Below are 26,583 nucleotides of genomic sequence, written 5' to 3'. Positions count from 1 at the left end.
AAATGGGAATGCAGTTGACAGAAGAAAATTATTATTCAGACATTGCAAATTATGAGTATATGTCCGTATCCCAGTTCAAGGATTTCAACGGTACATATGGCAGGGTGGCTTGCGAGGAGGCTGCCCTTGCAAAACTCAAAGGCGAGTATGCGCAGGCAAGCTCAACAGCATTGATGGTTGGCAGCTATGTTGATAGATATTTCGAGGGTACACTTGATGCATTTAAGAGTGAACACACGGAAATGTTCAAAAAAGATGGAAATCTGAAAGCGGAATATGTAAAAGCGGATGCGCTGATTCAGAGAGCAGAGAGGGACGAACTCTTTATGAAATATATGTCCGGGGAAAAGCAGGTCATAATGACCGCAGAACTGTATGGAACACCCTGGAAAATCAAAATGGACAGTTATATTCCGGGAGTTGCGATTGTGGACCTTAAAGTTATGGCATCCCTTACAAAATTGGAGTGGGTGCGAGATATAGGATACTTAGATTTCGTCCGCTACTGGGGGTACGACATCCAGGGCGCAATATATCAGGAAGTCGTATATCAGAATACCGGAAAGAGATTGCCGTTCTATATTGCCGGAATCAGTAAGGAAAGCACACCGAATATTGAGATTATCCATGTACAGGATAATTACCTGAGAGAGGCGAGGGAGGTTGTAAAAGCAAATATCAATCACGTACTGGCAGTAAAGAGAGGAGAAATCGAACCTTTGAGATGCCATTGCTGCGATTACTGCCGGGAAACTAAAGTCCTGAAAAGACCGATAGGAATAGCCGACCTTGTAGCAGAAGTTTAGAGAAATTGGAGCGGATACAATGGGAAAGTCAGAGGACAAAAAGAGCTTTCAACTTTATAACGATTATATAGACCACTTCTCGCTCATGTCTGATGAGGAGGCTGGAAAGCTGATAAAGGCAATCTTCTGTTATGTGAATGATTTGCCTTGTGAAGAGCTGGCAGGACTGCCTTTAATGGCTTTCTCCTTTATCCGGTCACAGCTCAAAAGAGATAGCGACAAGTACGATGCCAGATGTGAGATAAACAGAAGAAACGGAAAGCTGGGAGGTAGACCGAAAAAGGTACAGACAGAAGAACCGAAAAAACCGGATGGTATGGAAGAAACCCAGTCGGTTCTTGATATTCCTGGAATAGAGATGGCGGAAGAGAAAGCACCGGAGCAGGAAGTACCGCAGGAGCCACCAAAGAAACCGAAGAAAACAGAGTACAGCACAGATTTCCAGAGATTTTGGAGGATATACCCAAGAAAAGATGGAAAAGGCGAAGCGTATAAGAAATACAAGGCACGCCTCAATGATGGATGGTCACCCGATGAATTGTGCGAAGCGGCTGAAAATTACAAGAAAAAACTGGTTCGAGAGAGAACAGAGAGTAAATACATAAAACACGCCAAGACGTTCCTTAGTGAGAATACACCTTTTGAGGACTTCTTGAATAAACGGGAAAATAATAGGGTTGAGGAATCACAAGAGGATGAGGGAAACCCATTCAGATAGATTGGAGGCATAGCAGATGGAGGGAACAGCAGAATTGTTCACAGGATTTGCAGAGAGGATTGCAAGAGAAAAAGGAACACAGCAGGAAATGATGCGCGAGGGAGATTATATCGAGGACGGTCTTATCCATTGCGGAAAATGCAGAGGGAAAAGACAGACCAGAGTAAAAATCCCCGGCGGTGATGGGGCAACCATTACGGTTCCTTGTATCTGTAAATGCGAGGCAAAGGCAGAAGAGGATAGAAAGAAGCAGGAAGAGGCCAGACAGGAATTACAGCGCATGGAACGCCTGCGGTCAGCAAGTCTTATTGAGAACAGATTGAAAAACGCCAACCTTGCCACATTTCAGCAGAACAAAGATAATGCACAGCTTTATAAGATAGTCAGAAATTATGTGCAGAATTTTGACGAGATGTACAGGAACAATCAGGGGTTACTTCTGTATGGTCCAGTTGGAACCGGCAAGAGTTATGCTGCCGCTTGCATTGCAAACGAACTGCTGAATCAGAAAATACCGGTAATAATGACATCATTTGTAAAAATATTACAGATGATACAGGACAAGCAGGTGGAGGAATCAGAGCTGATAGCAAGGCTGAACAATGCAAAGCTGCTTATCATCGATGATTTAGGAACAGAGCGCAATACGGATTATGGACTGGAAAAGGTTTACAACGTGATAGACAGCAGATACCTCGCAGGAAAGCCGCTGATTCTGACAACTAATTTGATGTTGACGGATATGAAAGAAAACATGGATACGAGATACAAAAGGATATATGACAGAATTTTTGCGATGTGTTTTCCGCACAGAGTAGCCGGGGCATCCTGGAGGATGAACCAGGCGGCGGATAGATACGATGAGATGCGAAAGAGATTATTGGAGGATTAAGCGATGGAAAAAGTAGCGGAGTTGATTTGTTCAACAGTGGAGGACCGGTCAATCATGACTGGAATCCTGGTAAAAAACGGATACACAGTAGGACCGGGCAGAATCCCTAGAAAATCAGGGAAATCTTATGATTACACCTTGAAAATATACAGAGAGAAAGAGGAGGAAAAGTCATGAGCTTAGAGAAAAAGATATATCGGGAGTGGGCGTTTACAGGAAACGAATCGGAAAAAGCCAGTATCAATCGTGAAATTTACAAAGAACTTTGTGAAAAGTACAAAATTTCAAGATATGAAGTGGAAAACCCGGATGATTATGACATCGTATTAAAAAGAACGGCCGGATATAATCATTCAACCTATGCAGTCATTAAGAATAACACAAATCTGTCGCAGTTGGAGCTTGCCTTGATTTGCGATGATGGAAACCTTTGCTTTGGTTACACAATGGAGGGTTCACTGTTCTATATTTTTGAAGATTAGAAAGGCGATGAATCAATGATACTGGAAATAACGGAGGCTGGCGATATGAAATCAATCAAATTTACAGTACCTGGAAATCCGTTCGGAAAACAGCGACCAAAATTCGCCAGAATGGGTACATATACAAAGACTTACACGCCAAAAAAGACAACACAGCATGAAAAAGAGGTTGCAGAGTGTTTCCTGGAAGTTGCCAGAGGCAGGAGATTTAAGGAAAAGGAGCCTCTTGATATTCGCATCATAGCATATTATCCGATACCACAATCAACCTCAAAGAAGCGGCGGAAAGAAATGCTTGAGCATAGAATCAGACCAACAGTGAAGCCGGACCTTGATAATGTGGCAAAGCTCATATATGACGCGTTGAATGGCGTAGCGTGGTATGACGATAATGCGATTGTAGATACGCAGGTGCGAAAGTTCTATTCTGATACACCAAGGGTGGACGTATTCATCCGGGCAGTGGAATAGATTTTCAAATAAAACATAGGAGGATTCAAACAAAATGAGTATTTTAAATTACGAGGAAATGACACTGGAAAGCGATACATTCCAGGCGGCAAGAGAAACATTCAATCTGATGATGCAGAAGTTATTCAGAAAGATGGAACAGTCTGATATGGACGAGGGAAGTATCGACCTCAAAATCAGCATCGAACTGAATGAGGATTTCGTACCGCAGGAAGATGGAACAACGGTAAGAATCAAAAAGCCTCTTATCAAGCATAAGATTTCCACCGTTGTGCCGGTAAAGGACAGTGCGGACGGTAAGAGAGATACAGGAATGTGCCTGGTATATGATGAAAAGCTGAAACGATATGTGCTGAAATATGTTTCTACCGGAGGACAGATGAACATTTTCGATATGGAGCAGCAGGCAGAGAACGATGCAGATATTGTGGATAGTGAAACACCAGCCGTTGAGGGACAGCCTACATACTTCCTACCGGACAATCAGGCGAATGAGGAATCAGAAGAGCCGCAGGAGGAAGAGCAGGACGGCGAATCAGACGGTATGATGACCGTACCCGATAATGTGGATGAGGAAACAGATACCGACGTTCCTAGCGGCGATTACGATAGCACAGACGATAGTGGTATGCCATTACCATTCAGCGAGGGCGATGATGATTACCCATACGATGACCCGATGGAGGAATAGAGATGTTCAAGAGAGAAAAGAGAATGCATAGCTTTATTATCAGAGCACAGGAAATCCTTGCAGATGGAAAAAGAGAAGAATCGGCAAAGATGGTCATTCAGGGGTTACAGTATTACTCCAATAAAATTATCGGAGCGGTACAGCCATATTCCAAAGCGGATGCAACTCTGTTGGTAATTGCGTTGAGATACCTGGCAGACCAGGTGGAAAAGAAAAACGGTTGCGCATTGGCAGTAAAAGCATTAAGCAAAACCATTGAATTTCCTGAACTGGAAGAGGTCGAAAAGGTAAGGAAAGCAACAGAGGGTTTGAGCAAAGAAAGTGAATAATCAAGATTCAAGCCTTGGAAAGGAGGCGATAAAGGATGAAAAAGGCGAATCGTGGAAATTTTGGAACCTGTGCAAAATGCCGCCAGCAGATATTATGGATTAAGACCATAAACGGTAAGAATATGCCAGTAAACGCAAGGCTGATAACATACCGGGTTCCGAAAGAGGGAAAAGGAAAAGAGAGAATCGTCACACCGAACGGTGAAACGGTAAGCGCGGAAATTGTACAGCCTGGGACGCAGGATGCCACCGGCGTAGGGTACATTTCACATTTTGCCACTTGCCCGGTTGCTAATATGTTCCGCAGAAAATAAAAAAATAGAGCCTCTTGCAATACGATGATTGACAATCGGCTCATAAAACACAAAAACTACTGTCATTTTATTATGACAATTCCGAAAAGTCAATCTGTAATTGTAGGAGGTCAGAGAAAGTGGGAAAAGCAGAAAGAAGAGTATCACTCACGAAAGAGGAAATAAAAGCACTCTGTGAGGAGGCTGCCGATAAAGCAGTTGAGAGAAGCGAAAAGGCAAGAAAAAAGAGTATTGCGCAGGAAAAGAAAACCCTCCTGTATAATACCAAAAAGCTGTTAGAGAATTACACGAAGCTGAAAGACTATGCAGAAAAGGCAGTCTGCACTATTGATGAGGCAGAGCAGGTGGATGAGAGCATCGTAAATATGGATGTTCTGTACGGATTCAGAATCTTTGATGAAGATAAAACGTTACATAGGCAGTTAAAGGGAATCAATGCAGTAAAATTTATGCTTGCACACGTAGACCGGATGCTGGAAGTGTACCAGAGAGAGTGCGAAACCTCATCGAATGAGATTATACAGCGCAGATGGAAAGTCATTCAGATGATGTACCTTGACAGAGAGAAAAAGAAGAGCACAAAGGAAATTGCGGAATTTTATAACATGGAATTGTCCACAATCCAGAAAGATGCAAAAGAGGCGCGAAATGACCTGACGGTGCTATTTTTCGGCTTAGATGCTATGATTTTGCATGATTTTGGGAACCCGATGGATAAATAAAAAACCGTTCGGTTTATTTTGAATCCGTTTTTTTTCCTTTGACCGTCAATTCGACCGATGATATAGTGTATGGTGCAATCAGAAGAAGTTTTGATTGTAAAGAATGTGGCTGCTGTACTCGTTCTTTTTCTCGTGTGGCAGGAGAAATACCTGCCACGCTCCTAAAATTAAATATCAGTAACATGAAAAGTCATATCTGAACATGGTATGGCTTTTTGTTTTGTCCGGAATGAGGAGCGCAGAGGATGAACAGACGCAGGAGCCGGGGAAATGAAAGGAGCGAGGCAATAAATGAACAGCAGCATTGAAATTGTCATGCGGAAGATTGGAGAACTGAAACCGTATGAGAACAACCCAAGACATAATGATATGGCGGTGGATGCAGTAGCAGCATCTATTCAGCAGTTTGGATTCAAAAATCCAGTTATCATTGACAAAGATGGAGTGATTGTCGCAGGACACACCCGATATAAAGCGGCAAAGAAGCTGGGAATCACCGACATACCATGTATCAGTGCAGATGATTTATCGGACGAGCAGATTAAGGCGTTCCGGCTGGCAGACAACAAGACCGCAGAGCTGGCAGAGTGGGACGAGGACTTACTGGGAAAAGAAATGCAGGGAATCATAAACATTGATATGAGCCAGTTCGGATTTTCTGTTGGGGAGGATGAACTGGGAGAGGAGATGCAGGACGATAAGTACACTCTGAAAGTCAAAATACCGCAGTATGAAATTACAGGAGAGTGCCCGGAAATATCTGATATGCTGGATAGCAGCAAGGCGGATGAGCTGATACAGGAAGTTGAAGCCACAGACATCCCGGAGGAGATAAGGGAGTTCCTGATACAGGCGGCACGCAGACATAATGTATTTAATTACCGGAATATCGCAGAGTATTACGCACACGCAGAGCCGGAAGTGCAGAAATTGTTTGAAAAGTCCGCACTCGTAATAATTGATGTGAATGATGCCATAGCAAACGGATATGTGCAGTTGGCAACTGACATCACAGACATTATGGAGGGCGAAGCCGATGAGGAATGATTTCGCAGTTTTCATACTGACACATGGGCGAGCCGATAATGTGGTTACGGTTCCTGCAATTAAAAAGGCAGGATATACCGGTAAGATATATTTCATCATAGATGATGAGGACGAGCAGGCAGAAGAATATAAAAAGAACTTCGGGGCAGACCGAGTGATTATATTTGATAAGCAGGCAGCATATGACCGGGCAGATACGATGGATAATTTCAACGACCACAGGGCAATCATTTATGCTCGCAATGAATGTTGGAGGATTGCGGAAGAACTGGGGCTGAAATACTTCTTGATGCTGGATGATGATTACAAAAGCATTGATTACCGGTACGAGGAAGATGGAAAGCTGAAATATAAGCCATCGCATGATTTTGACAGAGTGTTTGAAGATATGATTCAGTTCCTGGAGGTGTCGGGAGCTGATACAGTGGCATTTTGCCAGGGAGGAGATTTCGTTGGAGGAGTAGACGGAGGAAACTTCCACAAAGGATTATTACGAAAGGCGATGAACAGTTTCTTTTGCAAGACAGATACGCCGATAGAGTACAGGGGAACCATGAACGAAGATGTTGTGACATATACAACATTGAGCAGCCGGGGACACCTGTTCTTTTCAAATACACAATATTGCGTGGTACAGTTGCCAACCCAAAGCCTGTCGGGAGGAATGACAGATGCGTATAAGGAGGGCGGCACGTACCTAAAAACCTTTTATGCGATTATGAGTATGCCGAGCGCTGTAAAAGTCAGCATGATGTATACCACGCACAAGAGAATACACCACAGGATAAACTGGGAACACACAGCCCCGAAAATCCTGAATGAAAAGTGGAGGAAAGAGAGAAAGGAGGATACCTAGAAAATGGAGAAAAACATAACAGGCGAAAAGATGCTAAGCCATATAGACAGGATTGCAGGGGAAAAGAAACCCATAACAGCAGATATATTCCTCACAAATTATTGCAATAACAGATGTCCCTATTGCACCTACGGACGGTGGGAGCTGGATACAGGGGCGCAGGCAATGAGATATGAGGATTTTATCACATACGCAAAAAGACTGGCAGTTATGGGTGTACAGGGATTTATACTGACCGGTGGAGGAGAGCCGACCATCAATCCTGATTTTGAAAAGATTGCAGGATGGCTTACCGAGAACAATTTCCAGTGGGGAATAAATACGAATTTCAATAAGCTGGTAAAGGTCAAACCGAATTACTTGAAAGTGTCCCTTGATGCGTACAGCAATGAAAGCTATGAGCAGTTGCGAGGCGTGGCGGCATATGAAACAGTCCGGGAGAACATAAAAGCGTATGCAGCATGGAAAAAAGAAAACAGTCCTGGCACATCTCTTGGAATCCAACAGCTTGTAAAAGAGCCGGAGGATGTAAAGAGATTTTACGATGCAAATAAGGACCTGGACGTTGACTACATGGTTTTCAGACCAGTGGAAAGCACCGCAGGAAGTTACTACAGGGATGAGAGGAAAAAGAGAGATGCGGAGGAAATAAAGAAAATCGTATCGGATATGGCGATGGATGATGAAAGGGTGACGCTCAATTTCAAATGGGGATTACTCGACAGGCAGGAAGAGAGATGCACCGCAAGCTGGGCGCAGATGGCTTTAAATGAAAAAGGCGAAGTCATGTACTGCTGTCATAAGCCGTATCAGATTATAGGTCATATCATGGACGAAGATATTCTGGCAAAGAAAATGGCGGCGGTAACGGATATGTCAATGTGCGACATACCTTGTAGAATGACAGCCCCTAATCTGGAGGTCAAAAAGATGGAGCAGGCGAGAAAGGACGCTTGCTTTATTTAATTTTATCGGAGTTGAGAACGAAGCGAGGTGGTGGCATTGGCAAATGACGAAAATCTGATACCTATGAACCGCCGAACAAAGAGCGAGCAAAGAAAAATCGCCACAGCAGGAGGTAAAGCATCCGGGGCAGCGAGGCGTAAGAAAAGGGATATGCGAAAGGCAGCCGAAATGCTGTTGAATATGCCGGTATCGAATAAGCAATCGACCATGAAAGCCACGCTCACAGCTTTAGGGATTGACGAAGAGGATATGGACTACAGTATGGGAGTGATGGCGGCAATGTTGGTGCAGGCGGCGAATGGAAATGTAAATGCTGCAAAGTTCCTAAGAGATACCGCAGGGCAGAACCCAACGCAACAGCTACAAGAAAAAGAATTTGCATACCGGAAGAAACAGGACAGAGAGGCAAAGAAAGCCGAAGAGGATGGAGGCATGACCGGTGGAACGCCAGTAGAAATATATCTGCCAGAAAAGGAGGGCGAGGACGATGAGTAATATCAAAGTCATACGGCCGCAGAAAGGACCGCAAGAAAAATTCCTTTCAACAACAGCAGATATTGCTATTTACGGTGGAGCCGCAGGAGGCGGAAAGTCATACGGATTGCTGATTGAGCCTTTGAGGTATAAGAACAACAAACGGTTTGGTGCTGTAATATTCCGACACGAATATAAGCAGATATTCAACCAGGGCGGCTTGTGGGATACGAGCAATGACGTATATGGAGATATAAAGGGAGCCGATGGAAGATACAGCGCAGGTATGTGGAAGTTCAAAAACGGTATGACAGTTGCATTTGACTATATCAACCGAGATGATGATTTGCAGAAATGGCAAGGTTCGCAGATAACCATGATAGGATTTGATGAGCTTACCCATTTTTCCGAGAAACAATTTTTTTATATGCTATCCCGAAACCGTAGTGTTTGCGGAGTAAAGCCATACATGAGAGCAACTTGCAATCCAGATGCGGATTCGTGGGTTGCTGATTTTATTTCATGGTGGATAGACCAGGACACCGGCTATCCGATAAAGGAACGTTCCGGCAAGAAGAGATGGTTCGTCCGCATTAACGAAACTGTTATGTGGGCTGCCACAAGGAAAGAGGCTGTACAGATTGCCCTTGATGCCAATATAGGCGAGGAAGAGGCAGAAACAATGCCGAAATCTGTCACATTCATTATGTCCACGTTGGATGATAACAAAATCTTGATGAAAGAAAACCCAGGATACAAAGCCAACCTGTTAGCATTGACGGAGGTTGAGAGAGAAAGGCTTCTCCGAGGCAACTGGAAGATTAAGGCAGCCGCAGGCTTGATGTTCCGCCGCACAAAGGTAAATATGCTGGAAGAATTACCGACAGACGTTATCAAGTGGGCGAGAGGATGGGACCTTGCAGCCACATCCGAGGATGAAAAGGGCGACCCGGCATATACAGCCGGTGTTCTTATTGGCAAGAGGAGGAACGGACGTTATATCATTGCCGATGTTATCAATAAAAGACTTAGCTCGGCAGATGTCCGGGAGATAATAAAGCAGACCTGCATTACCGATAGGGCAAAGCACAAAAGAGTTTTCACAAGACTTCCGCAAGACCCAGGACAGGCAGGAAAGGACCAGGCGCAGAGTTTCTTAAAATTCTTAGCCGGTTTTACTGTTAAGTGCATCCCTGAATCCGGGGATAAGGTTACAAGAGCAGAGCCGTTTTCTGCACAGTGGTTAGGACTTGAGGGAATGGATAAAGGCAACGTTGATGTGCTGATAGCTCCCTGGAATGAGATGTATTTCAACCAGGTTGAGAGTTTCCCGGAAAGCAAGTTCAAGGATATGGTGGATGCGAGCAGTTCGGCGTTTACAGAACTTGAAAGCGGAAATACATATTCCGCACCTCCGACAGATGGAGGATTGAGCAAAGAAAGTTACTGGCGAAAGTGAGGTGGTAAAGATGGCCGATAACAAAGAAATTGGACGAATAGGACAAAGGCGATATGGTGGAGTGATTTACGAAGAGTTCCTGCATGAGCTTAGAGGAAAACGAGGGATAGAGGCTTACAGAGAAATGTCTGAAAATGACGATGTTGTAGGCGCTATCCTTTTTGCTATCGAGATGTTGGTTCGACAGACTGATTGGAACGTGGAACCTGGAGGAGATAGCCAGGCAGATATTGATGCGGCAGAGTTTGTCGAAAGCTGCATGAATGATATGCAGAACACATGGATTGACACCATATCAGAAATCTTGTCATTCCTCACATTCGGATGGAGCTATCACGAGATTGTTTACAAACGAAGAATGGGGAGGACAAAAGACGGTAGAACACGAAGTAAATATGCAGATGGGCTTATCGGATGGAGAAAACTTCCGATACGAGCGCAGGAAACCCTTTACCAATGGGAGTATGACGATGAGGACAATCTGAAAGGAATGACGCAGATGCCGCCTCCATCTTACAACCTGTACACGATTCCGATTGAAAAGGCATTGCTTTTCCGAACCAAGAGCCGAAAGGACAACCCGGAGGGCAGGTCTATTTTGCGTAATGCGTACCGTTCCTGGTATTTCAAGAGAAGAATACAGGAGGTTGAGGGCATCGGTATTGAACGTGACCTTGCAGGACTTCCGGTAATATATGGACCGTCAGATTTAGATATCTGGAATCCTGACGATGAGCAGGCGCAAGAAATCCTGAACGGATTACAGACGCAGGTTAGGAACATCCGCAGGGATGAGATGGAGGGCGTTGTTCTTCCAGATGGCTATAAACTGGAACTATTAAGTACCGGAGGCAGCCGACAATTCGATACAAACGCAATCATCAACCGCTATGATAACCGTATTGCAATGACGGTACTGGCGGATTTTATATTTTTGGGGCATGAGCAAAACGGCAGTTGGGCGCTGAGTTCCGATAAAACGGAGCTGTTCTCAATGGCGTGTGGAGCATTTCTTGATATTATCTGCGAAACATTCAACAGCCAGGCAATCCCGGCTTTGATTGATATTAACGGAGAGCATTTCAAGGGCATCACAGATTATCCCAAAATGACGCATGGGGATATTGAGGATGCAGACATCACGAAAGTTTCTGCATTTATCAAAGATATGACCGGTATCGGTGTACTGGTTCCCGATGATGGTTTGGAAGATTACATCAGACAGGTGGGGCATTTACCGGAGAGAACATCTGACACAAGAACACCTGATGAGGTAAGAGCAACGCAACAGACGCAGAACCAACCGCCAGAAAGCGCAACGGCGGCAGGGAAAGAGCCAAAGGATGGCGATGGAGAAATACCCAGTGACATTACTGAAGCTGCCAAACGGCGGCTAGGGAGGTACTAATCATGGCAATATTGATAAGACCTGGGAAGAGGTTCAGAAAAGCCAGAGCCGGTAACGGTGCGGAAATCCTGAAAAAGTTGGAGGATTATCTGAAAACAGCCAGTTCAGAACCGGTTGAGCTGTTATGCGGATTCTGGAAAGACCAGTCCAATGCCATCACGTATCAGGAATTAAGACAGGCAGTGCTTGATGGAGAGCTGGACGAAAAGACAGCCGATGAATGGATGCAGGACTATTCTTTATTGGTGCAGGGAAAACTCAACGGTATGTGGCAGAATGCGATTATAGCCGGTTCCACAAGCCAGCCAATAATCCAGGCTCTTGCAGATATGGATTATATTTTTTCAACGAAGCAGGTTCTTGGATGGATACAGGAAAGAGGGGCCGAGCTTGTGACACAATGCACTGATACGCAGAAAGAGGCAATCAAGGTATTCCTGGAAAGGACAGTTCGGGAAAGACATTCGGTTGATGAACTGGCAAAGATGATTCGCCCCTGTATTGGGCTGACGAAGCCGCAGGCGCAGGCAAATCTCAAATATTACGAAAATATGGTCAAAACTTTGAGAGAACAGCATCCGAGGATGAAAGCAGAAAGCATCCAGAAGAAAGCCAGGACAGCCGCAATGAAGTATGCAGAACGTCAGCACCGGCAGAGGGCGGACAATATTGCACAAACGGAAATGGCATACGCTTACAACAAGGGAGCTGATGAGAGCGTGCGACAGGCGCAGGAACAGAAACTTATAGGCGAGGTCATAAAGAGATGGAGCACATCAGGCGATGATATGGTGTGCTCTTTGTGTAGTTCTTTGGAGGGTGTGGAAATTGGCATGGATGAGGAATTTTCTTTCAAGGGAATAGGAACCAAAGTTACAACCGACCTCACACCACCAGCGCATCCGAGATGTGCGTGCGCTATTGAGTACATAGAGGTCACACCTGATAAAAATAAAAAGTAGAGGAGGCGAGGAATCATGCAGAAGTTTTCGGAGCTGATAAAGAAATCAACAGAAGATGGAGTCGGAAAGAAGAAACCGGCAGTGCAGAAAGGGCGGTTCAAGATTGCAAAATCTGATGATGATAAGATGCTGGCGTTTGGATGGGCGAATGTATCCATCACCGCAGATGGGGAATTGATAGAAGATTACCAGGAGGACATCATCGAACCGGAGGAACTTGAAAGTGCTGCTTACAAGTTCGCAGAACTGTACCGGGAGGGCGGAGAGATGCACGAAAGAGGCGGAGCCGCAGTCCTTATCGAATCGGTGGTATTTACCGAGGAGAAAATGAAAGCAATGGGAATCCCGGAGGGCACGTTGCCTGTCGGATGGTGGATTGGCTTCAAGGTGCTTGATGAGGATGTCTGGGAAAAGGTCAAAAGCGGCGAATACCCGATGTTCTCCATTGAGGGAGAAGCAGAGCGAGTGGAGGTTGAGGAAGAATGACAATACTTGCAGGAATAGGGATTTCCTTTTCGGTGTGGCTGTTGGGGTGCTGTTAATATCCCTAAGCACAGTCACGAGAAAATATTTTGATGAAAAATAATAGCGGTAATACAGGGAGGCATCCGGGAGGGTGCTTTTCTTGCATTATAAAGAATTTTTAAGAAAGGAGCAGAGCGATGGCAACAAAATTGAAAAACCTCAAAATCACAAAAGTTGATTTTGTGGACGATGGAGCCAATCCAGAGGCACACATCCGATTGTTTAAGAGCAAGGACGGTGTGGAGCCGCCACATGATGAGGGTGCAGAGAAGAAACCGAATATCTGGAAACGCCTGATTACGGCGATTACAAAAGCCGCAGGAAGTGAACCGGATACATCGGAGCTGGAAAGCGTGATAGATGATATTCAGAAGAGTTCGGAGAGCTTCGGAGAAAGAATTGCCGAAGTAAAAAACCGAAAAATCGCAGATGAAATCTGGGATATCTGTTACGCCCTCCAATCTTCTCTGTGTTCCATTCTGAATGATGAGGAAATGGATGGAACCAGTGCAGCAACAGCAATGCAGGAAAGCCTTGACGAGTTTTGCGAGTTTACAAAAGATGCAATCTCGCAGTGGTCCAGTGGTAAGGCAACCAACATTGTGAAGAAAGAGGAGGTTACGGCATCAGACCTGGCGATGATGAAATCCATCCGCAAGAGATTGGATGATACCATCGAAAAAGCAGAAAAGGCGCAGGATGAGCCTGGAACCGGAGAACCAAAGAAAAAGGACCAGAACAAAAATCAGAACGATGCGAAAGGAGCAGAAGAAATGAAAATTGACAAGAGCAAACTTACACCTGCAGAACTGGCTTTCTTACAGTCCATTGAGAAGCGTTACGGCGAAGAGGAGGTAGCCGCAGGAGCAGAGGGCGTAACTCCACTGGCGCAGAATCCGGAGGGAATACCGGCAACAGAGGTCGGTAAATCCAATACACCGGCGCAGGGAACAGATGGCGGAGAAGATATCTACAAGGGTATGCATCCGGCAGTAAGAGCGGAACTTGAGAACTTAAAGAAGTTCAGAGAGGCAACAGAGGAGCGTGAGCTTGAGGACGTTGCCAAAAAGTATGAAATCATCGGAAAGAAGAAAGAAGAGCTTGTACCGGTACTCAAAAGTCTGAAAGCCGCAGGAGGCACAGCATATACAGATATGATTGCTGTACTCGATGGAGCGGTTGCAGCCGTTGAGAAGTCCGGTGCTTTTACTGAAATCGGTAAATCCGGTGGAGCTGGCACAACAGATGGCGCAGCATGGTTAAAGGCAGAAACCCAGGCGGCAGAGATTATGAAATCAAAGAATGTGACAAAGGCGCAGGCACTTGATGAAGTATTCCAGAATGACCCGGAACTTGCAGCAGAATGTGAAAAGGAGGAGTAAGACATGGCAGATTATTTTGGCACAAGCATCAATGAAAGCCCGACTATCGTGTTAGAGGCTGGAAAAGACATTGAGGGCGCACAGGGAATTGCCCTGGCAATCAAGAATGGTAAGGCTGAAAAGCCGACAGCCGGTGCAAATGTTATCGGCTTATCACTGTTTACGAATGATGAGAAAGTAAAGGCCGGTGATGATGTAGACATCCAGGTAAAGGACATCGGAAAGTGGATTGCCGGAGAGGCAGTTGCGGTTGGAGATGAGCTTACAACCAATGCAGAGGGAAAGGCAGTAAAAGCGGCGGCAGGTAATTTTATTACAGCAGTTGCCCTTAGTGCAGCAACAGAAGCAGGTAGCGTGGTAAAGGTTCAGCTTATTAAGGCTGGCTACAAACCGAAAGAGTAAGAAAGAGGAGGACTATAAACGATGGGCAACACAAGAGAAGTAAACGGAAATGCGGCGATTCTTGCGAGAATCAATAAGGGATGGAAACCTAACCGCTATTTAACAAACATGAGCATGGCTTATTTTGCTGACCCGAAAGACCATGTTGCAACCAGTATTTTTCCGATTTGTCCGGTGGATTTTTCTACCGGATTTTATTATGAATTTCTGAAAGGCGACCTTGCAAGAGATAATGTTGCGAGAAAGCCGGCTTTCGGTAAAGTATCACCGGCAAAGATGGGACACACTGATAACAGCTACAAATGCGTTGTAGACCAGATTATCGTAGGCGTAGACCAGATTGGAGCCATAAACTATCAGCGTGCAGGAGTACCGGCATCCATCGACCCAAGACGTAGCAAGGTACGTTTTGTATCAGAACAGCAGTTGCTTCACCTTGATATTTTATTCGCAGAGAGCTTTTTCAAGACAGGAGTTTGGGCGAATGAGTTCACTGGTATTTCATCTGGTACACCGAGCGGCAGCCAGTTCCTGAAATTCAATGATGCGAATTTCGACCCGGTTAATTTCTTCGATGCAAGAAAGAGAGAAATCAAGCTGGCAGGCAGACGTATGCCGAATAAGTTAAGCCTCGGCTATGATTCATTCACAGCATTAAAGAATCACCCGGACATCCTGGAGCGTGTGAAGTACACAGGCGGTACGGCAAATCCGGCAATCGTAAATGAACAGGTACTTGCACAGGTACTTGGATTTGAGGAAGTAAAGGTCCTGGAGGCAACATACAATGCCGCAGAAGAGGGACAGCCGGACGATATGAAGTTTGTATGCGAATCTGATGGAGCATTACTTACATACACAACAAATGCACCGGCTATTGATGAGCCGTCCGCAGGATATATCTTTACATGGGATATGCTCGGCAACGGAAACTACATGGCAACAGACCAGTTCGAGGGCGAGGGTGGTACTCATTCAGAGTTCATCGAGGGCTTAATGTCTACGGATATGAAGAAAACCTCCGATGACCTGGCTTGCTACCTGTCTGCGTGTGTGTAAACAGTAAGGAGGTACAGCGATGAGCTATGTTTGTACAAAAGCTCTTCGTATCAGTGGTGTTGATTATGCCCCTGGGGATGCAATCCCTGATGGGGCAATCCGCCCTGAAAGAGTAAGAGCATTAAAAACATCCGGCTTTATTGGAGAGCTTACAGAGGAAGTAGCACCACCGGCTGATAAGAAACCGGAGGAAAAAGTGGTTATCGAGCAGGTAACAATCCCGGTAAAGGCAGAAGATGGCAGAGAAATGGAGGTATCACTTGTGCTTTCAGGAGTTGTGAAAGTATTTGAGGTTATGCAGATGCCGGAAGAGGATGCTGTCAAAGAAATTGCAGGAATTGAGGATGAAAACATTCTTATTACGATTCATGCCACAGAGAGCAGAGAAGCGGTAAAAGCGGCGGCAAAATCCAGAGCCGTTGAATTAAGCACAGGCGGCGAGAAAAAGGCAGCCACAGGCGGTAAGAAGCCTACAAAGGGTAGTGCGAAAGACACAGACAAAGATACGGAGAAAAAGTAAAGGCGGTGCGTGAATATGGCAACAGGAACTTACAGTTACAACCCGGCAGACCTTAAAGGAAACACGATGAGCCGTATGCGTTTTGAGCTTGGCGATACGATGGTACAGGGAGCCGAAAATACTTGTGCGGTAACGGATGAGGAAATCAATGCTGCCATTGAAATGTACCCGAAGTCATGGAAGAAAGCAAAGCTGATGCTGGTAGAGAGTATCTACCGGCGTTTTTCGTATGAGGTGGATACAAAGACAGGACCATTATCTTTGAGCCTACACGAAAGGGCGGAAACCTGGAAAGAGGCATACGAGGCATTGAAGAAAGAAGTCAAAGCCGAAAATATTTCCGTTCCGGCATTTGCAGGAAACGCAGGCAAGAAACCACCGTATTTCTTTACCGGTATGCAGGAGAATGAAAGGACGAGGCAGGGATGATAAATGCAAACATGATGTATTTAAGACCTGGCAACCTTTTCAAAGAATTTGTGATTGAAAATAACCGGCAGAAAGTGACATCCACCGGGCGAGTAGTGAATGACCATAAAGGGGACGGCATAAAAACTCTGTATGGATGCCTTGCAGATGCAACCACAGAAACTGCGAAAAATAAGTCTACCGAGGACCATACCGTTACACATACGATTGTGCAGAGAGGAACACCTTTAGCGAAGAAAACTGATAAATTAGTGCTGGGAAATCGTGTTTTTTATGTTGTTGCAGTAGATGATACAGGAGGTCTTGGAATTTCCACCCTGTATTATGTCGAGGAAAGGGATGATATAAAAAATGACACCAGAACAGGCTCCTGATGGAGTAAGAGAGGCAGTCGAAAAAGAGGTAAAGCACATCAATCAGAAAGTCCGGTCAAAGGCAGCCAGAGTAAATAATGCATTGAGAAATGCAGAGCTGGAAGTGCTGAAAGGACAGAGAGGCGGAAAGAGATACCGCAAGCCGCATTCAAAACGTACCTATCAGGCATCATCACCCGGAGAACCACCGGCAAGAAGAACAGGTGCATTGCGATTACAGTGGGCCAAAGGCGTTGATGGTGGTTCATCTGGAAGTGGTGGAGCAAAATATACGGCATACATCGAAAGCCAGGTTCCGTATGCAGGGTATTTGGAAAACGGTACAAGCAAAATGGCGGCAAGACCGTATGTGGAAAAAATCAAAGAAAAGGCACTGCCGGAAATAGAAAGTATTTTCAGCGAAGATAGCTGATAGGAGGCGAAGAGATGGAACTGATTACAGAAAAGCCAGTGAAGCAGTTCGACACATCCGCCATAGCGAAAGGCAATCTCATATATGCAAAGCATTCCTCATGGGATGCAGGAAAGAGTGGATTCGTTACAGGAGTGAACGGAAATGAAATTGCGGTGCAGTTTCATCCGGGCATTGGGAATGTGACGAATCATTTTTTTATCCTGGCATCAGAGGCAGCCGCAGGGCAATGGGAAATCCGATGGTCTGTGGATATGTCCGAAGTATATGAGTACGGCATAACGCATGAGGAGGAGCCTGTCGAGAATGGAGGGCAGGAATGAAACTGGAAGAACTGATTCAAAAAAGATTTACAGAGCGTGAGGGATTAACAAAATTCCTTGTCAAGTTTGGAGATTACCCGGCGATATTCAGCCCGGAGGCTCCAAAGGATAACCAGAACTGGGGTACAGATGTTCATTATCCGAGGCTTGTATATAACTATGATATGCAGGCGGATGAGGAGCGGAAGAGCGCAGGAACATTGTCTGTATCGTTGCTATGCCAGAACACAGAGGATGCGACAGAGGAAGATATAACACCGGAAATGCTTGAACCGCTGGTTCGGGATTGTCTGAAAGATGTGTTGCTCCATTCCGAAGATGGAAAGCTGTATGCATTCGCATGGAACCGGACGGACGCATTTGAACTGGCAGAAAGCAAAACAGACCTTATTATCGGTAGCGATGTGAGGTTTGACATCCTGGAATATACAAGCCAGGAAACAACCGACCCGGACCCGGTAATGGCAATGAATAAGTTCGTAAAAGAACTGTATCCAGAGTGCATCGTGGTAGGGATTGACCGTATGGAGGAAATTACAGAGGCTTCAAGAGAAACGCCTGTTATATATTGCAGGCTCAATAGCATGGAAAAAGTAGAGGAAACGAATACGGTTGTTTGGATGGATGGTAAACTTGCCATCCATATTTTATGCCCGGACACTGATATGAGGCTGAAAATGGCAGCCGCTATCACAAATGCGATGTCACTAGACGGAGAAGTCACAATGCTGGATTACTCACCAATGTTTATCCGCAAATTACAGATGGACAATAAATCTGATTACCTGAAAGACGGTCAGATTTTTGTAACAGGCAGATATGGTTTATTGCGATACAAAGCAAAACCACATCAGCTTAATAGAACCACGCAAAATTATTTTTAGGAGGTATGAAGATGCCAAGAACAAAAGCAGAATCCACAGCAGATGCAGTGGAGGAACAGAAAACCGATGCTGTCGAAGATACTGCACCGGTACAGGCAGAAGAGCCAAAAGCTCCGGCAGAATCCGAGTACACAATCGAGGAACTTGCAGACGGGGCAGGAAACATTTTCAAAGTCCAAAGAGAATGTGTTGTTGCGGCATTAAAAGTCGCAGGAGTAACAACGTGTACAGTGTCTAAAGCCAAAGAGCTTGTGGACGGATTCATGAAAAAGGAGGTCAAATAAGATATGGCTGGAACTTATGTCTTAGGAGAAACAAAAGTCAGACCGGGAGCATATTTCAATATTCAGAAGAAAGGGACAGGACAGCAGAGTGGCACTGTAAGCGGTGTTACGGCTGTCCTTTTTCGTTCCGATTTTGGACCGTTAAATACTGCGGTTGAATTAAATCCCGATGATGGATTTGCAAACACTTTCGGTAATGGAGGCACAACAGATGCCATCCAGGAGGCAATCAACGGCGGAGCGCAGACAATTATTGCTTGCCGAGTTGGTAATGGAGGAACATCGGCAACTGCCACTCTGAACACAGCAGAGGGACAGGCGGCAGTAAAAATCACAGCAGCATATCCGGGAAAGAAAGCCTTTACCGTAACGGTAAGGGAAAAGCTGACAGACAGCACCCTGAAAGAGTGTATCATCTATGCCGGTGTGACAGAATTTGAGAAAGTCGAATTTACCGCAGGCGCAGGAGAAGCAAAAGCACTTGCAGATGCATTTGCAGCAACGAAGAAATTCAAAGCAGAGGTACAGTCTGGAAAAGACCAGGCAATCGTGATGAATGTATCACAGAACGCCTTTACTCCGGGAACCGACCCGCAGGTTACGAATGAGGATTACTCAAACGGATTTGTAGCTGTCGAGCCTTACGAGTTCAATACAATCTGTGTTGATACGGAGGAAACAGCAGTACATATCCTGATGCAGTCATTCATGAAACGTATTTTCGGTGTAGGTTCCCTGACACAGGGAGTTGTAGCAGAAAAGCATACTGTTGACCTGGAAACCAGAATGAGCCATGCGGCATCATTCAATGATGAAAAAATGAACTATGTTCTCAATGCTTATGTGAATGAGCAGGGCAAGGAGATTGACGGATACCAGACGGCGGCACGTTTGGCAGGAATGATTGGAGCTTGCGCTTCAAATTCTTCCCTTACACATACTGTTGTGAGTGGATTCAGTGAAATCCTGGAACGCCTCACAAATACACAGATGATTGCTGCAGAAAAGAAAGGCTGCATCGTACTCAGCTACAGCAGCGCAAAACAGGTGTGGATTGATAATGCTATCAACACTCTTATTACACCGGCTGACAATCAGGATGATGGTTGGAAGAAAATCAGAAGAGTAAAGACCAGATTCGAGCTTATCCGCAGAATGAATGCGGCGGCAGATGCACTTGTCGGAAAGGTAGACAATGACAAGGATGGTCGAAGCACTGTAGTAAGCCAGTTACAGGCAATCGGTGACAATATGATTGCCGAGGGAAAACTGACAGCGATTACCGTTTCCGAAAGCGCAGTAAATGTGGCTGATGGGGACAGTGCTTGGTTTGATATTGACGTTGTTGACAAGGATTCTATGGAACACATCTACCTGTCTTATAGATTCCAGTTCAGCACAAATGCATAAGGAGGTAACGGAAGATGATTAACACAAGAGCAGCCGGAGATTCTCGTTTTGCGAGAACCGGTAAAGATGGAGCGATTTACAACGCTGACGGCGTGTTGCTGGCTACCGTAGACAGCTTCACAGCTAATGTAACTTATAACAATGCCGCATATTCCGTTTTAGGAAATGCGCAGGAGCTTGAAACCGCAAACACATTTAAGGTTGCCCTTACAATGTCCCAGGTTGTGGTTGAGGATGATGCTTTCATCCAGGAGCTTGTCGAGGCTATGGAATCACAGACAATGCCTGTATGGGATTTCCAGGGCGTGCTCAAGGGAAGAAACGGCACCGAGGAAAGAATGGTGTATCGTGAGTGCATTCCGAGTGGACAGGTTGATTTACAGAACATTACCGTCGGGGATGTTATCAAGAGAGCATGGAACTTTGCGGTCAACAGACCACCGAAATTACAGAACTTACTTGCACTGGGTTAAGAAATACAGTGCGATTCACCGGAGGGTGCCGAGATGGCATCCTCCATTTAATTTTAACAATATTTTTTGAAAGATGGAGGAAAAAACGATATGGCAGATACAACAAAAAAAGCAAGTGTACAGATTGTAAATGAGGAGCAGGAGAACATGGCAGTTACGGAAGTGGAAACAACCGAAGAGGAGAACAAAACCCTCATCAGAATGAATGAGGATGATTTCATCCAGGGACTTATCAGTGCGGCTGATTATGCGAAAGATGATACACAGCGCATCGAAATTGCCAGAAATGGAAAGGTGCTTTTCGCATTTGAAATCAGACCGTTATCCGAAGAGGAATACAACAAGTGCAAGAAGAAACACACCAAGTACGTGAGAAACAAACAGTTCGGTATGAAATTACCGGAGGAAACGAACACTGTCAAATTCAGAGATGCACTGATTTATACAGCGACGGTTGAAGCAGACCGCGAAAAGCTCTGGGATAACAAAAAGGTATGGGAAAGCCTTAGAGCAAAAGACCTCCAGATTATGAATGGTCTGGATGTTATCGAATACTGCCTGAAAGCCGGAGAGAAAGACAAGATTATTGAGTGCATCGATTCTCTTAGCGGATTCGAGGAGAATATCGAGGAAGTAGCAAAAAACTAATTAAAGCCGGAGGAAAGACTTGTCTGTTGCATCACATATTCCAACGGACAGGAATTACACCGGATGAATTTTATAAAAAACCGCATGGAGTACAGGCGTTTATGCTTGCGTCCATGCGGATTTATTTAGAAAGCACGAAAGGAGGAGAGGAGGACGGCGGAAACAATACGAATTGAGATACCTATCGAAGTCGATGATAACACTGGTCCTGGTACATCGAGTGTTGAAAAGAACATGAACAAAGTCAAGGATGCAGCCGACAAAGTGAAAAGCTCTACCGACCAAATGAGCACATCTGCGAAAAAGGCAAATGATGAGGTTACAAAGTTTGACCGGTCGGCACAGAAAACACAGAAAAGTTTGTTATCATGGGCGAAAGAAAAGTATTCGGTGCTGTTGGAGGCGAAAGATAAGATTTCACCAATATTGTCAACAATCAAGGGTGGTCTTACCAGTTTTGGAAGAAAGACCTGGAGCGTGACAATGAAAGCAGTAGACCTTGCCACCGCACCGATACGAGGCGTAATAAACCTCCTAAAAAATCCAATCTTGCAAGTGGGGGCGGTTCTCGGTGTCAGTATCGGATTGAAAGATACGATTGATACATATAAGGACTTCGAGGCCGCTATGTCACAGGTCAAAGCAGTAAGCGGGGCAACCGGCAGTGAATTCGATGAATTAACAGCCAAGGCAAAGGAGATGGGAGCGACCACAAAATTTACCGCCACGCAGAGTGCAGAGGCATTTAATTATATGGCTATGGCCGGATGGGATTCACAGCAGATGCTTGATGGTATCGAGGGAATCCTGAACCTGGCAGCTGCATCCGGGGAGGATTTAGGAACAACCAGTGATATTGTAACAGATGCGCTCACAGCGTTTGGTTTGAAAGCCAGCGATGCGGCGCATTTTTCAGATGTATTGGCACAGTCGGCGGCGAGTGCAAATACCAATGTTTCCATGATGGGAGAATCTTTCAAATATGTTGCACCAATCGCAGGAGCGATGAAGTACAGCGTTGAGGACACATCTCTTGCCCTGGGACTGATGGCAAATGCAAGCGTAAAGGGTTCGATGGCTGGTACATCCTTAAAAACAGCGTTGGCGAATATGGCGGCACCAACAGATAAGATGGCAACCGCCATGAAGAAATACGGAATCAGCCTTACGGATAGCAACGGAAATATGAAAACGCTGAAAGGCGTTCTTGATAATTTACGTTCAAGCCTGGGAGGATTATCTGAAACCGAAAAGACAGCAGCCGCAAGTACCATTTTCGGTAAAGAGGCTATGTCTGGTATGCTGGCAATTATCAATGCGACAGAATCCGATTACAACAAACTGGCTGAATCTATCAACAATGCAGATGGAGCCGCATCTAAAATGTCTGACACTATGCTGGATAACTTAGAGGGTTCAATCACATTGCTGCAATCAGCTATGGATGGAGTAAAAATCTCATTCGGAGAAAGATTATCTCCTTATGTGAGAGGCATTGCGGATTGGCTGACGGAGCAGATGCCGGAAGTTGAGCAGGGACTTAATGAGATGATGGACTGGGTAGACAGCAAAGTGGACCGAATGAAGAGGAAATTCAAAGAATTATCACAGTCGGATGAGTGGAAAAATGCGGATTTCTTCGGAAAAGTGAAACTTGCCTGGGATGATTTCATCGCAGAACCGTTCAGCGAATGGTGGCACAGCACCGGAAAGCAGAAAATCGCAGATATTGCAGGCGATATGGGAACCAGCATCGGAACCGGATTAAAGCTCGGAATATTAACACTTCTTGGAGTGGATGTTTCGGACACTTTGAATGAGGGTGCGAGCGTTGGGGCTTCGTTTGCGAAAGGATTTGCAGAGGGGTTCGATACAGATGCGATAGCAAGCAAACTGTTTGAGGGCTTCGGAAATATGGTAAAGAGCGCAGGAAAGTTACTTCCAGGGGGAGAATCGGCAGATTTATCCTCCATTTTTTCTGCAATTATGCTTGCCAAAATCGCAGGTCCAGTTGCGAGCCTTGGCAAAGGTGCTTTCAGCGTAGGAAAAGCAATTTTCGGTAAAGATGCAGCCACCGGAACATCACTGGCCGGAAGTATTGGAAGTTCAATCATAGGTTCAGCCGCAAAGGGAACCGGTCTAAAAGGACTTGGCGTAACGATGGGTATGATTGGAAACACACTCGGTTCTGGAGCCACTACCGGTGCAGGATTGATTGCGGCAGGAACAGCCGGTACAGCCGGAGGGGTAGCCGCAGGAGCAACACTTGTAAGTGCAGGAATTGATGCGTACAAAGCATTGAAATCCGATGATAAAGCCGAAAAGTCAGCTTATGGAGAATCCGCCGCATGGAAAGCAGGGGGAGTTGCAGCCGGAGCAGCCGCAGGCGCGGCAATCGGTAGCATTATTCCTGGTCTTGGTACTGCGGTAGGTGCCTTGGTAGGCGCAGGAGTTGGAGGCATTGCAGGTTGGATAAAGGGAAACAAGGTCAAGAAAGAGTATCAGGACAATGTGGAGGAGATGCAGAAAGAAGCTGAAAAAGCTCAAAAGGTATTCGATGCCACTGGATTATCAATCGACAAAGTAAGATTTGCGAATGATGATTTGAACGATGCAATGAATGACAGTTCCGTAACCGCAGAACAGCTTGCATCATACATCCAGGAGGATGTTGCAAAGGTCGGAAAAGAGGCTTTCGGTAACATAAAGTTATCGCTTAGTGAAATTAAAGACCTTGCGAACAAAATCACGTTTGCTGATATGGGCGATGGAATTACAAAGTTCAATGAGGCAACGGAGAGCGCAAAAGAATCCTTATCATCTTTGGAGAGTTCTGTTTCCACGATGAAAAAGGAAAACTGGAAAGTTGGTCTGGGTATGCAGTTATCCGAAACGGATGTGGATGATTACAAAACATCCATTGATAATTTTGTGAAGTCGGCGCAGGACTACATCGAAAACAGCCATTACGAGGCTACAGTTGCCCTAGAATTGCTTACAAACGGCGAGGGCAGCACAGAGGGGCTTGACAGTATGTATAACAACATGAAATCCCAGATAGAAGAACTATCGGGAAAATTGAGTGATACAGTGAACATTGCCCTGGAAGATGGAGTTATCACGCTGGATGAATCGAAAGAAATCACAAATCTGCAAGAACAGATTACAGAAATTACAGAGAAAGTATCAAAAGCGCAGGAGGATGCATCGTTCCAGACCTTGAAAATCAAGTACGGAAATGGTGCAAGTCTTGATATTGATTCATTCAATCAGTTGCAGGAGGAGTTGCAGGCACAGGTAAGTTCTTTCAAAGAAACTTATGATAATGCGCTTACAGTAACCCTCACAAACCTTAATTTGCAGTTATCCGAGGGAGCTATCACGCAGGAGCAGTACGATGCGGCTGTACAGCAGGCTACCGATGGATATTACGCAAACATCAACGATATGGAGGTGAGAGTATCAAGTTTCAATCTGGATACGATAGCAGAGGCTTGGAATGATGAGCTTGCCGGTATTATGCCGGATATGGAGGGTAGCGTTTCTGAAAAATTGAACGCTGCTTTACAGACTGCATTATCAGAAAAACCGGATATATCAAGCTGGACCCAGGAGGATATGATGGGATGGCTTGGACTTGATGATATGACAATAGACACATCAGCTTTTGAAAATATCTATCAGGAGTTGGTGGCAACAGCAGAAAATATGGCACCGACAGCTAAAGAGGAAATCGTGCAAAGTCTGAAAGAATCCATCCCAACGATGGAGGAAGTCATGGCAGAGTACGGTCCAATTTCCAATGAGGCATACGAATCCATAGTAGAGCAATACAAAGAAGCGATGAACAGCTCTTTCGAGAGCGCAGATTTTTCTAGTATTGGCACAACATTAAGCACGAAAATGAGTGATTCGATTTTGAATACTGATACGTCAGCATTCTCAACAGCATTTGCGGAGCTTGGAACGAAATCTGGAACCGATGCGGCAACAGCTTTCCAGGCTGCGGATTACTCCGGTGTAGGTGCGGCTGTTGGAAGTGGAATCAGCAGTGCTATTACAAATGCTGATATGGCACAGATTAACAGTGCGGTAGATGCACTGAAATCAAATACGGATAGTTCCGTAAACAGTGCGTTTGGCGCAGGCGTTTCTACAACAATGCCGGTAAGCGTAACCCTGGACTATTCACTTGTGAATCCGACAAAGACGTTCACGATAGGCGGTGGAGGAAGTGGAAGTACAACACTTACTGTATCGGCTCATGCAAGCGGCGGTTATGTAAATGACAAGCAGTTGTCATGGGTTGGAGAAGAGGGACCGGAGGCAATCATACCTTTAGTTCCCGGCAGAAGAAACAGAGCGCTGGAACTGTACAAAGAGGTTGGGGACATTCTCGGAGTACAGGCAAATGCGAATGGTAACATCATCGGAGAGGCAGCACCTTTAGGTGGAGGAAGTGGAAGTACAACCATCGGAAGTACAGCAACAGAAATGTTTGCTTACAGCTCCATTTCGGACTTTTTATCTCTCAATGATAATTTGTTAGCCGAAGCGATTAGAAACGGAGCCACAGGCTATAACGGATTCACAGAGGGTACAGAAAGCGATTCAGATACCGCAGATGAACCTTTGAGCAGTTCGAGCACAGTGGAAACCGGAAAGACAAATATAAACCTTAATATCCAGATGTCACCGCAGTTCAATATTTCGGATTCAGGCACCGGAAAAATGGATGAGGCAAGCATCATGGCAATTATCCGAAAGAACATGAAGTCAATGGCTGATGAACTGGGAGGAGAAATTGCTGACAGACTGGAACAGGTATTTTCAAATATGCCGGTAGTGAAGGAGGGGTAGG

32 protein-coding genes are annotated in these 26,583 nt (G+C 45.3%); all 32 read left to right on the top strand.

What is annotated here, in order from left to right; genetic code table 11:
• The first annotated feature begins 2 nt into the window (after positions 1-2).
• Complete coding sequence (locus DXC57_RS07670; protein ID WP_317346892.1) at positions 3-806, top strand: PD-(D/E)XK nuclease-like domain-containing protein; 804 nt, start codon at positions 3-5, stop codon at positions 804-806.
• A 19-nt stretch (positions 807-825) separates the two neighbouring features.
• Positions 826-1,524, top strand: coding sequence for a DUF6291 domain-containing protein (locus tag DXC57_RS07665; protein ID WP_118651944.1), 699 nt, complete (start codon positions 826-828; stop codon positions 1,522-1,524).
• A 16-nt stretch (positions 1,525-1,540) separates the two neighbouring features.
• The gene (locus DXC57_RS07660) at positions 1,541-2,416 is read left to right on the top strand and encodes an ATP-binding protein (protein ID WP_243101382.1); all 876 of its coding nucleotides are present in this window, start codon (positions 1,541-1,543) and stop codon (positions 2,414-2,416) included.
• 3 nt (positions 2,417-2,419) lie between these two features.
• Positions 2,420-2,593 carry a hypothetical protein gene (locus tag DXC57_RS15485; RefSeq protein WP_182436956.1) on the top strand — a complete coding sequence of 58 codons (174 nt, stop codon included), beginning with the start codon at positions 2,420-2,422 and terminating at the stop codon, positions 2,591-2,593.
• Positions 2,590-2,898: a hypothetical protein gene (locus DXC57_RS07655; protein ID WP_118651942.1), complete on the top strand. Its 309-nt coding sequence runs from the start codon at positions 2,590-2,592 to the stop codon at positions 2,896-2,898. The genes DXC57_RS15485 and DXC57_RS07655 overlap by 4 nt, the downstream gene beginning before the upstream one ends.
• Positions 2,899-2,943: 45 nt before the next feature.
• Positions 2,944-3,369 (top strand): RusA family crossover junction endodeoxyribonuclease, encoded by a 426-nt coding sequence (locus tag DXC57_RS07650; protein ID WP_243101377.1) that lies wholly within the window; start codon positions 2,944-2,946, stop codon positions 3,367-3,369.
• A gap of 34 nt (positions 3,370-3,403) precedes the next feature.
• A complete protein-coding gene (locus DXC57_RS07645) occupies positions 3,404-4,060 on the top strand; it encodes a hypothetical protein (RefSeq protein ID WP_118651938.1) in 657 nt (218 codons plus the stop codon).
• Positions 4,061-4,062: 2 nt separating this feature from the next.
• Positions 4,063-4,389 carry a hypothetical protein gene (locus DXC57_RS07640; protein WP_118651936.1) on the top strand — a complete coding sequence of 109 codons (327 nt, stop codon included), beginning with the start codon at positions 4,063-4,065 and terminating at the stop codon, positions 4,387-4,389.
• A gap of 35 nt (positions 4,390-4,424) precedes the next feature.
• Complete coding sequence (locus tag DXC57_RS07635) at positions 4,425-4,703, top strand: hypothetical protein (RefSeq protein WP_118651934.1); 279 nt, start codon at positions 4,425-4,427, stop codon at positions 4,701-4,703.
• Between the two features lie 119 nt (positions 4,704-4,822).
• Positions 4,823-5,425 carry a hypothetical protein gene (locus DXC57_RS07630; protein WP_118651932.1) on the top strand — a complete coding sequence of 201 codons (603 nt, stop codon included), beginning with the start codon at positions 4,823-4,825 and terminating at the stop codon, positions 5,423-5,425.
• 291 nt (positions 5,426-5,716) lie between these two features.
• Positions 5,717-6,472 carry a ParB N-terminal domain-containing protein gene (locus DXC57_RS07625; RefSeq protein WP_118651930.1) on the top strand — a complete coding sequence of 252 codons (756 nt, stop codon included), beginning with the start codon at positions 5,717-5,719 and terminating at the stop codon, positions 6,470-6,472.
• A complete protein-coding gene (locus tag DXC57_RS07620; protein ID WP_177957866.1) occupies positions 6,462-7,328 on the top strand; it encodes a hypothetical protein in 867 nt (288 codons plus the stop codon). The genes DXC57_RS07625 and DXC57_RS07620 overlap by 11 nt, the downstream gene beginning before the upstream one ends.
• Positions 7,329-7,331: 3 nt before the next feature.
• Complete coding sequence (locus tag DXC57_RS07615; protein ID WP_118651926.1) at positions 7,332-8,294, top strand: radical SAM protein; 963 nt, start codon at positions 7,332-7,334, stop codon at positions 8,292-8,294.
• Between the two features lie 36 nt (positions 8,295-8,330).
• Positions 8,331-8,789, top strand: coding sequence for a hypothetical protein (locus DXC57_RS07610; RefSeq protein WP_118651924.1), 459 nt, complete (start codon positions 8,331-8,333; stop codon positions 8,787-8,789).
• Positions 8,782-10,227, top strand: coding sequence for a phage terminase large subunit (terL, locus tag DXC57_RS07605; protein ID WP_118651922.1), 1,446 nt, complete (start codon positions 8,782-8,784; stop codon positions 10,225-10,227). Before DXC57_RS07610 ends, terL begins: the two co-directional genes overlap by 8 nt.
• A gap of 10 nt (positions 10,228-10,237) precedes the next feature.
• The gene (locus tag DXC57_RS07600; protein ID WP_118651920.1) at positions 10,238-11,635 is read left to right on the top strand and encodes a hypothetical protein; all 1,398 of its coding nucleotides are present in this window, start codon (positions 10,238-10,240) and stop codon (positions 11,633-11,635) included.
• Positions 11,636-11,637: 2 nt separating this feature from the next.
• Positions 11,638-12,597 (top strand): phage minor head protein, encoded by a 960-nt coding sequence (locus DXC57_RS07595; protein WP_118651918.1) that lies wholly within the window; start codon positions 11,638-11,640, stop codon positions 12,595-12,597.
• Between the two features lie 15 nt (positions 12,598-12,612).
• Positions 12,613-13,083 carry an XkdF-like putative serine protease domain-containing protein gene (locus DXC57_RS07590; protein WP_118651916.1) on the top strand — a complete coding sequence of 157 codons (471 nt, stop codon included), beginning with the start codon at positions 12,613-12,615 and terminating at the stop codon, positions 13,081-13,083.
• A gap of 176 nt (positions 13,084-13,259) precedes the next feature.
• On the top strand, positions 13,260-14,504 hold the full coding sequence (locus DXC57_RS07585; protein ID WP_118651914.1) for a hypothetical protein: 1,245 nt from the start codon (positions 13,260-13,262) through the stop codon (positions 14,502-14,504).
• 3 nt (positions 14,505-14,507) lie between these two features.
• Complete coding sequence (locus DXC57_RS07580) at positions 14,508-14,906, top strand: capsid cement protein (protein ID WP_118651912.1); 399 nt, start codon at positions 14,508-14,510, stop codon at positions 14,904-14,906.
• Between the two features lie 21 nt (positions 14,907-14,927).
• The gene (locus tag DXC57_RS07575; RefSeq protein ID WP_118651910.1) at positions 14,928-15,965 is read left to right on the top strand and encodes a hypothetical protein; all 1,038 of its coding nucleotides are present in this window, start codon (positions 14,928-14,930) and stop codon (positions 15,963-15,965) included.
• A 19-nt stretch (positions 15,966-15,984) separates the two neighbouring features.
• A complete protein-coding gene (locus DXC57_RS07570; RefSeq protein WP_118651908.1) occupies positions 15,985-16,485 on the top strand; it encodes a hypothetical protein in 501 nt (166 codons plus the stop codon).
• Between the two features lie 15 nt (positions 16,486-16,500).
• On the top strand, positions 16,501-16,914 hold the full coding sequence (locus DXC57_RS07565) for a hypothetical protein (protein ID WP_118651906.1): 414 nt from the start codon (positions 16,501-16,503) through the stop codon (positions 16,912-16,914).
• Complete coding sequence (locus DXC57_RS07560; protein WP_118651904.1) at positions 16,911-17,288, top strand: hypothetical protein; 378 nt, start codon at positions 16,911-16,913, stop codon at positions 17,286-17,288. The genes DXC57_RS07565 and DXC57_RS07560 overlap by 4 nt, the downstream gene beginning before the upstream one ends.
• Positions 17,266-17,700, top strand: coding sequence for a hypothetical protein (locus DXC57_RS07555; protein ID WP_118651902.1), 435 nt, complete (start codon positions 17,266-17,268; stop codon positions 17,698-17,700). Before DXC57_RS07560 ends, DXC57_RS07555 begins: the two co-directional genes overlap by 23 nt.
• Before the next feature lie 14 nt (positions 17,701-17,714).
• Positions 17,715-18,023: a DUF5026 domain-containing protein gene (locus DXC57_RS07550; RefSeq protein ID WP_118651900.1), complete on the top strand. Its 309-nt coding sequence runs from the start codon at positions 17,715-17,717 to the stop codon at positions 18,021-18,023.
• Positions 18,020-18,907, top strand: a complete 888-nt coding sequence (locus tag DXC57_RS07545) for a hypothetical protein (protein WP_118651898.1) — start codon at positions 18,020-18,022, stop codon at positions 18,905-18,907. Before DXC57_RS07550 ends, DXC57_RS07545 begins: the two co-directional genes overlap by 4 nt.
• A 5-nt stretch (positions 18,908-18,912) precedes the next feature.
• Complete coding sequence (locus DXC57_RS07540) at positions 18,913-19,191, top strand: hypothetical protein (RefSeq protein WP_147354086.1); 279 nt, start codon at positions 18,913-18,915, stop codon at positions 19,189-19,191.
• 3 nt (positions 19,192-19,194) lie between these two features.
• Positions 19,195-20,601 carry a phage tail sheath subtilisin-like domain-containing protein gene (locus DXC57_RS07535; protein ID WP_118651894.1) on the top strand — a complete coding sequence of 469 codons (1,407 nt, stop codon included), beginning with the start codon at positions 19,195-19,197 and terminating at the stop codon, positions 20,599-20,601.
• 14 nt (positions 20,602-20,615) lie between these two features.
• Positions 20,616-21,074 (top strand): hypothetical protein, encoded by a 459-nt coding sequence (locus DXC57_RS07530; protein ID WP_118651892.1) that lies wholly within the window; start codon positions 20,616-20,618, stop codon positions 21,072-21,074.
• 90 nt (positions 21,075-21,164) lie between these two features.
• Entirely contained in the window at positions 21,165-21,722 is a 558-nt protein-coding gene (locus DXC57_RS07525) for a hypothetical protein (RefSeq protein ID WP_118651890.1), read from the top strand.
• 234 nt (positions 21,723-21,956) lie between these two features.
• Positions 21,957-26,582 carry a phage tail tape measure protein gene (locus DXC57_RS07520; protein WP_147354085.1) on the top strand — a complete coding sequence of 1,542 codons (4,626 nt, stop codon included), beginning with the start codon at positions 21,957-21,959 and terminating at the stop codon, positions 26,580-26,582.
• Position 26,583: the final 1 nt, after the last annotated feature.

This window comes from Clostridium sp. TF06-15AC (assembly GCF_003481165.1).
GTDB classification, from domain to species: domain Bacteria; phylum Bacillota; class Clostridia; order Lachnospirales; family Lachnospiraceae; genus Otoolea; species Otoolea fessa.
This window is presented reverse-complemented; position numbering and strand designations above follow the sequence as displayed.

What these genes read in the sequence shown, in the direction of transcription:
- DXC57_RS07545 (WP_118651898.1), top strand. Translation starts at nt 18,020, where the DNA reads ATGAAACTGGAAGAACTGATTCAAAAAAGATTTACAGAGCGTGAGGGA.
- DXC57_RS07580 (WP_118651912.1), top strand. Translation starts at nt 14,508, where the DNA reads ATGGCAGATTATTTTGGCACAAGCATCAATGAAAGCCCGACTATCGTG.
- DXC57_RS07530 (WP_118651892.1), top strand. Translation starts at nt 20,616, where the DNA reads ATGATTAACACAAGAGCAGCCGGAGATTCTCGTTTTGCGAGAACCGGT.
- DXC57_RS07575 (WP_118651910.1), top strand. Translation starts at nt 14,928, where the DNA reads ATGGGCAACACAAGAGAAGTAAACGGAAATGCGGCGATTCTTGCGAGA.
- terL (WP_118651922.1), top strand. Translation starts at nt 8,782, where the DNA reads ATGAGTAATATCAAAGTCATACGGCCGCAGAAAGGACCGCAAGAAAAA.
- DXC57_RS07555 (WP_118651902.1), top strand. Translation starts at nt 17,266, where the DNA reads ATGACACCAGAACAGGCTCCTGATGGAGTAAGAGAGGCAGTCGAAAAA.
- DXC57_RS07540 (WP_147354086.1), top strand. Translation starts at nt 18,913, where the DNA reads ATGAAGATGCCAAGAACAAAAGCAGAATCCACAGCAGATGCAGTGGAG.
- DXC57_RS07615 (WP_118651926.1), top strand. Translation starts at nt 7,332, where the DNA reads ATGGAGAAAAACATAACAGGCGAAAAGATGCTAAGCCATATAGACAGG.
- DXC57_RS07645 (WP_118651938.1), top strand. Translation starts at nt 3,404, where the DNA reads ATGAGTATTTTAAATTACGAGGAAATGACACTGGAAAGCGATACATTC.
- DXC57_RS07600 (WP_118651920.1), top strand. Translation starts at nt 10,238, where the DNA reads ATGGCCGATAACAAAGAAATTGGACGAATAGGACAAAGGCGATATGGT.
- DXC57_RS07670 (WP_317346892.1), top strand. Translation starts at nt 3, where the DNA reads ATGGGAATGCAGTTGACAGAAGAAAATTATTATTCAGACATTGCAAAT.
- DXC57_RS07520 (WP_147354085.1), top strand. Translation starts at nt 21,957, where the DNA reads ATGAACAAAGTCAAGGATGCAGCCGACAAAGTGAAAAGCTCTACCGAC.
- DXC57_RS07625 (WP_118651930.1), top strand. Translation starts at nt 5,717, where the DNA reads ATGAACAGCAGCATTGAAATTGTCATGCGGAAGATTGGAGAACTGAAA.
- DXC57_RS07590 (WP_118651916.1), top strand. Translation starts at nt 12,613, where the DNA reads ATGCAGAAGTTTTCGGAGCTGATAAAGAAATCAACAGAAGATGGAGTC.
- DXC57_RS07620 (WP_177957866.1), top strand. Translation starts at nt 6,462, where the DNA reads ATGAGGAATGATTTCGCAGTTTTCATACTGACACATGGGCGAGCCGAT.
- DXC57_RS07535 (WP_118651894.1), top strand. Translation starts at nt 19,195, where the DNA reads ATGGCTGGAACTTATGTCTTAGGAGAAACAAAAGTCAGACCGGGAGCA.
- DXC57_RS07640 (WP_118651936.1), top strand. Translation starts at nt 4,063, where the DNA reads ATGTTCAAGAGAGAAAAGAGAATGCATAGCTTTATTATCAGAGCACAG.
- DXC57_RS07650 (WP_243101377.1), top strand. Translation starts at nt 2,944, where the DNA reads ATGAAATCAATCAAATTTACAGTACCTGGAAATCCGTTCGGAAAACAG.
- DXC57_RS07565 (WP_118651906.1), top strand. Translation starts at nt 16,501, where the DNA reads ATGGCAACAGGAACTTACAGTTACAACCCGGCAGACCTTAAAGGAAAC.
- DXC57_RS07585 (WP_118651914.1), top strand. Translation starts at nt 13,260, where the DNA reads ATGGCAACAAAATTGAAAAACCTCAAAATCACAAAAGTTGATTTTGTG.
- DXC57_RS07655 (WP_118651942.1), top strand. Translation starts at nt 2,590, where the DNA reads ATGAGCTTAGAGAAAAAGATATATCGGGAGTGGGCGTTTACAGGAAAC.
- DXC57_RS07525 (WP_118651890.1), top strand. Translation starts at nt 21,165, where the DNA reads ATGGCAGATACAACAAAAAAAGCAAGTGTACAGATTGTAAATGAGGAG.
- DXC57_RS07635 (WP_118651934.1), top strand. Translation starts at nt 4,425, where the DNA reads ATGAAAAAGGCGAATCGTGGAAATTTTGGAACCTGTGCAAAATGCCGC.
- DXC57_RS07665 (WP_118651944.1), top strand. Translation starts at nt 826, where the DNA reads ATGGGAAAGTCAGAGGACAAAAAGAGCTTTCAACTTTATAACGATTAT.
- DXC57_RS07595 (WP_118651918.1), top strand. Translation starts at nt 11,638, where the DNA reads ATGGCAATATTGATAAGACCTGGGAAGAGGTTCAGAAAAGCCAGAGCC.
- DXC57_RS07550 (WP_118651900.1), top strand. Translation starts at nt 17,715, where the DNA reads ATGGAACTGATTACAGAAAAGCCAGTGAAGCAGTTCGACACATCCGCC.
- DXC57_RS07660 (WP_243101382.1), top strand. Translation starts at nt 1,541, where the DNA reads ATGGAGGGAACAGCAGAATTGTTCACAGGATTTGCAGAGAGGATTGCA.
- DXC57_RS07560 (WP_118651904.1), top strand. Translation starts at nt 16,911, where the DNA reads ATGATAAATGCAAACATGATGTATTTAAGACCTGGCAACCTTTTCAAA.
- DXC57_RS15485 (WP_182436956.1), top strand. Translation starts at nt 2,420, where the DNA reads ATGGAAAAAGTAGCGGAGTTGATTTGTTCAACAGTGGAGGACCGGTCA.
- DXC57_RS07570 (WP_118651908.1), top strand. Translation starts at nt 15,985, where the DNA reads ATGAGCTATGTTTGTACAAAAGCTCTTCGTATCAGTGGTGTTGATTAT.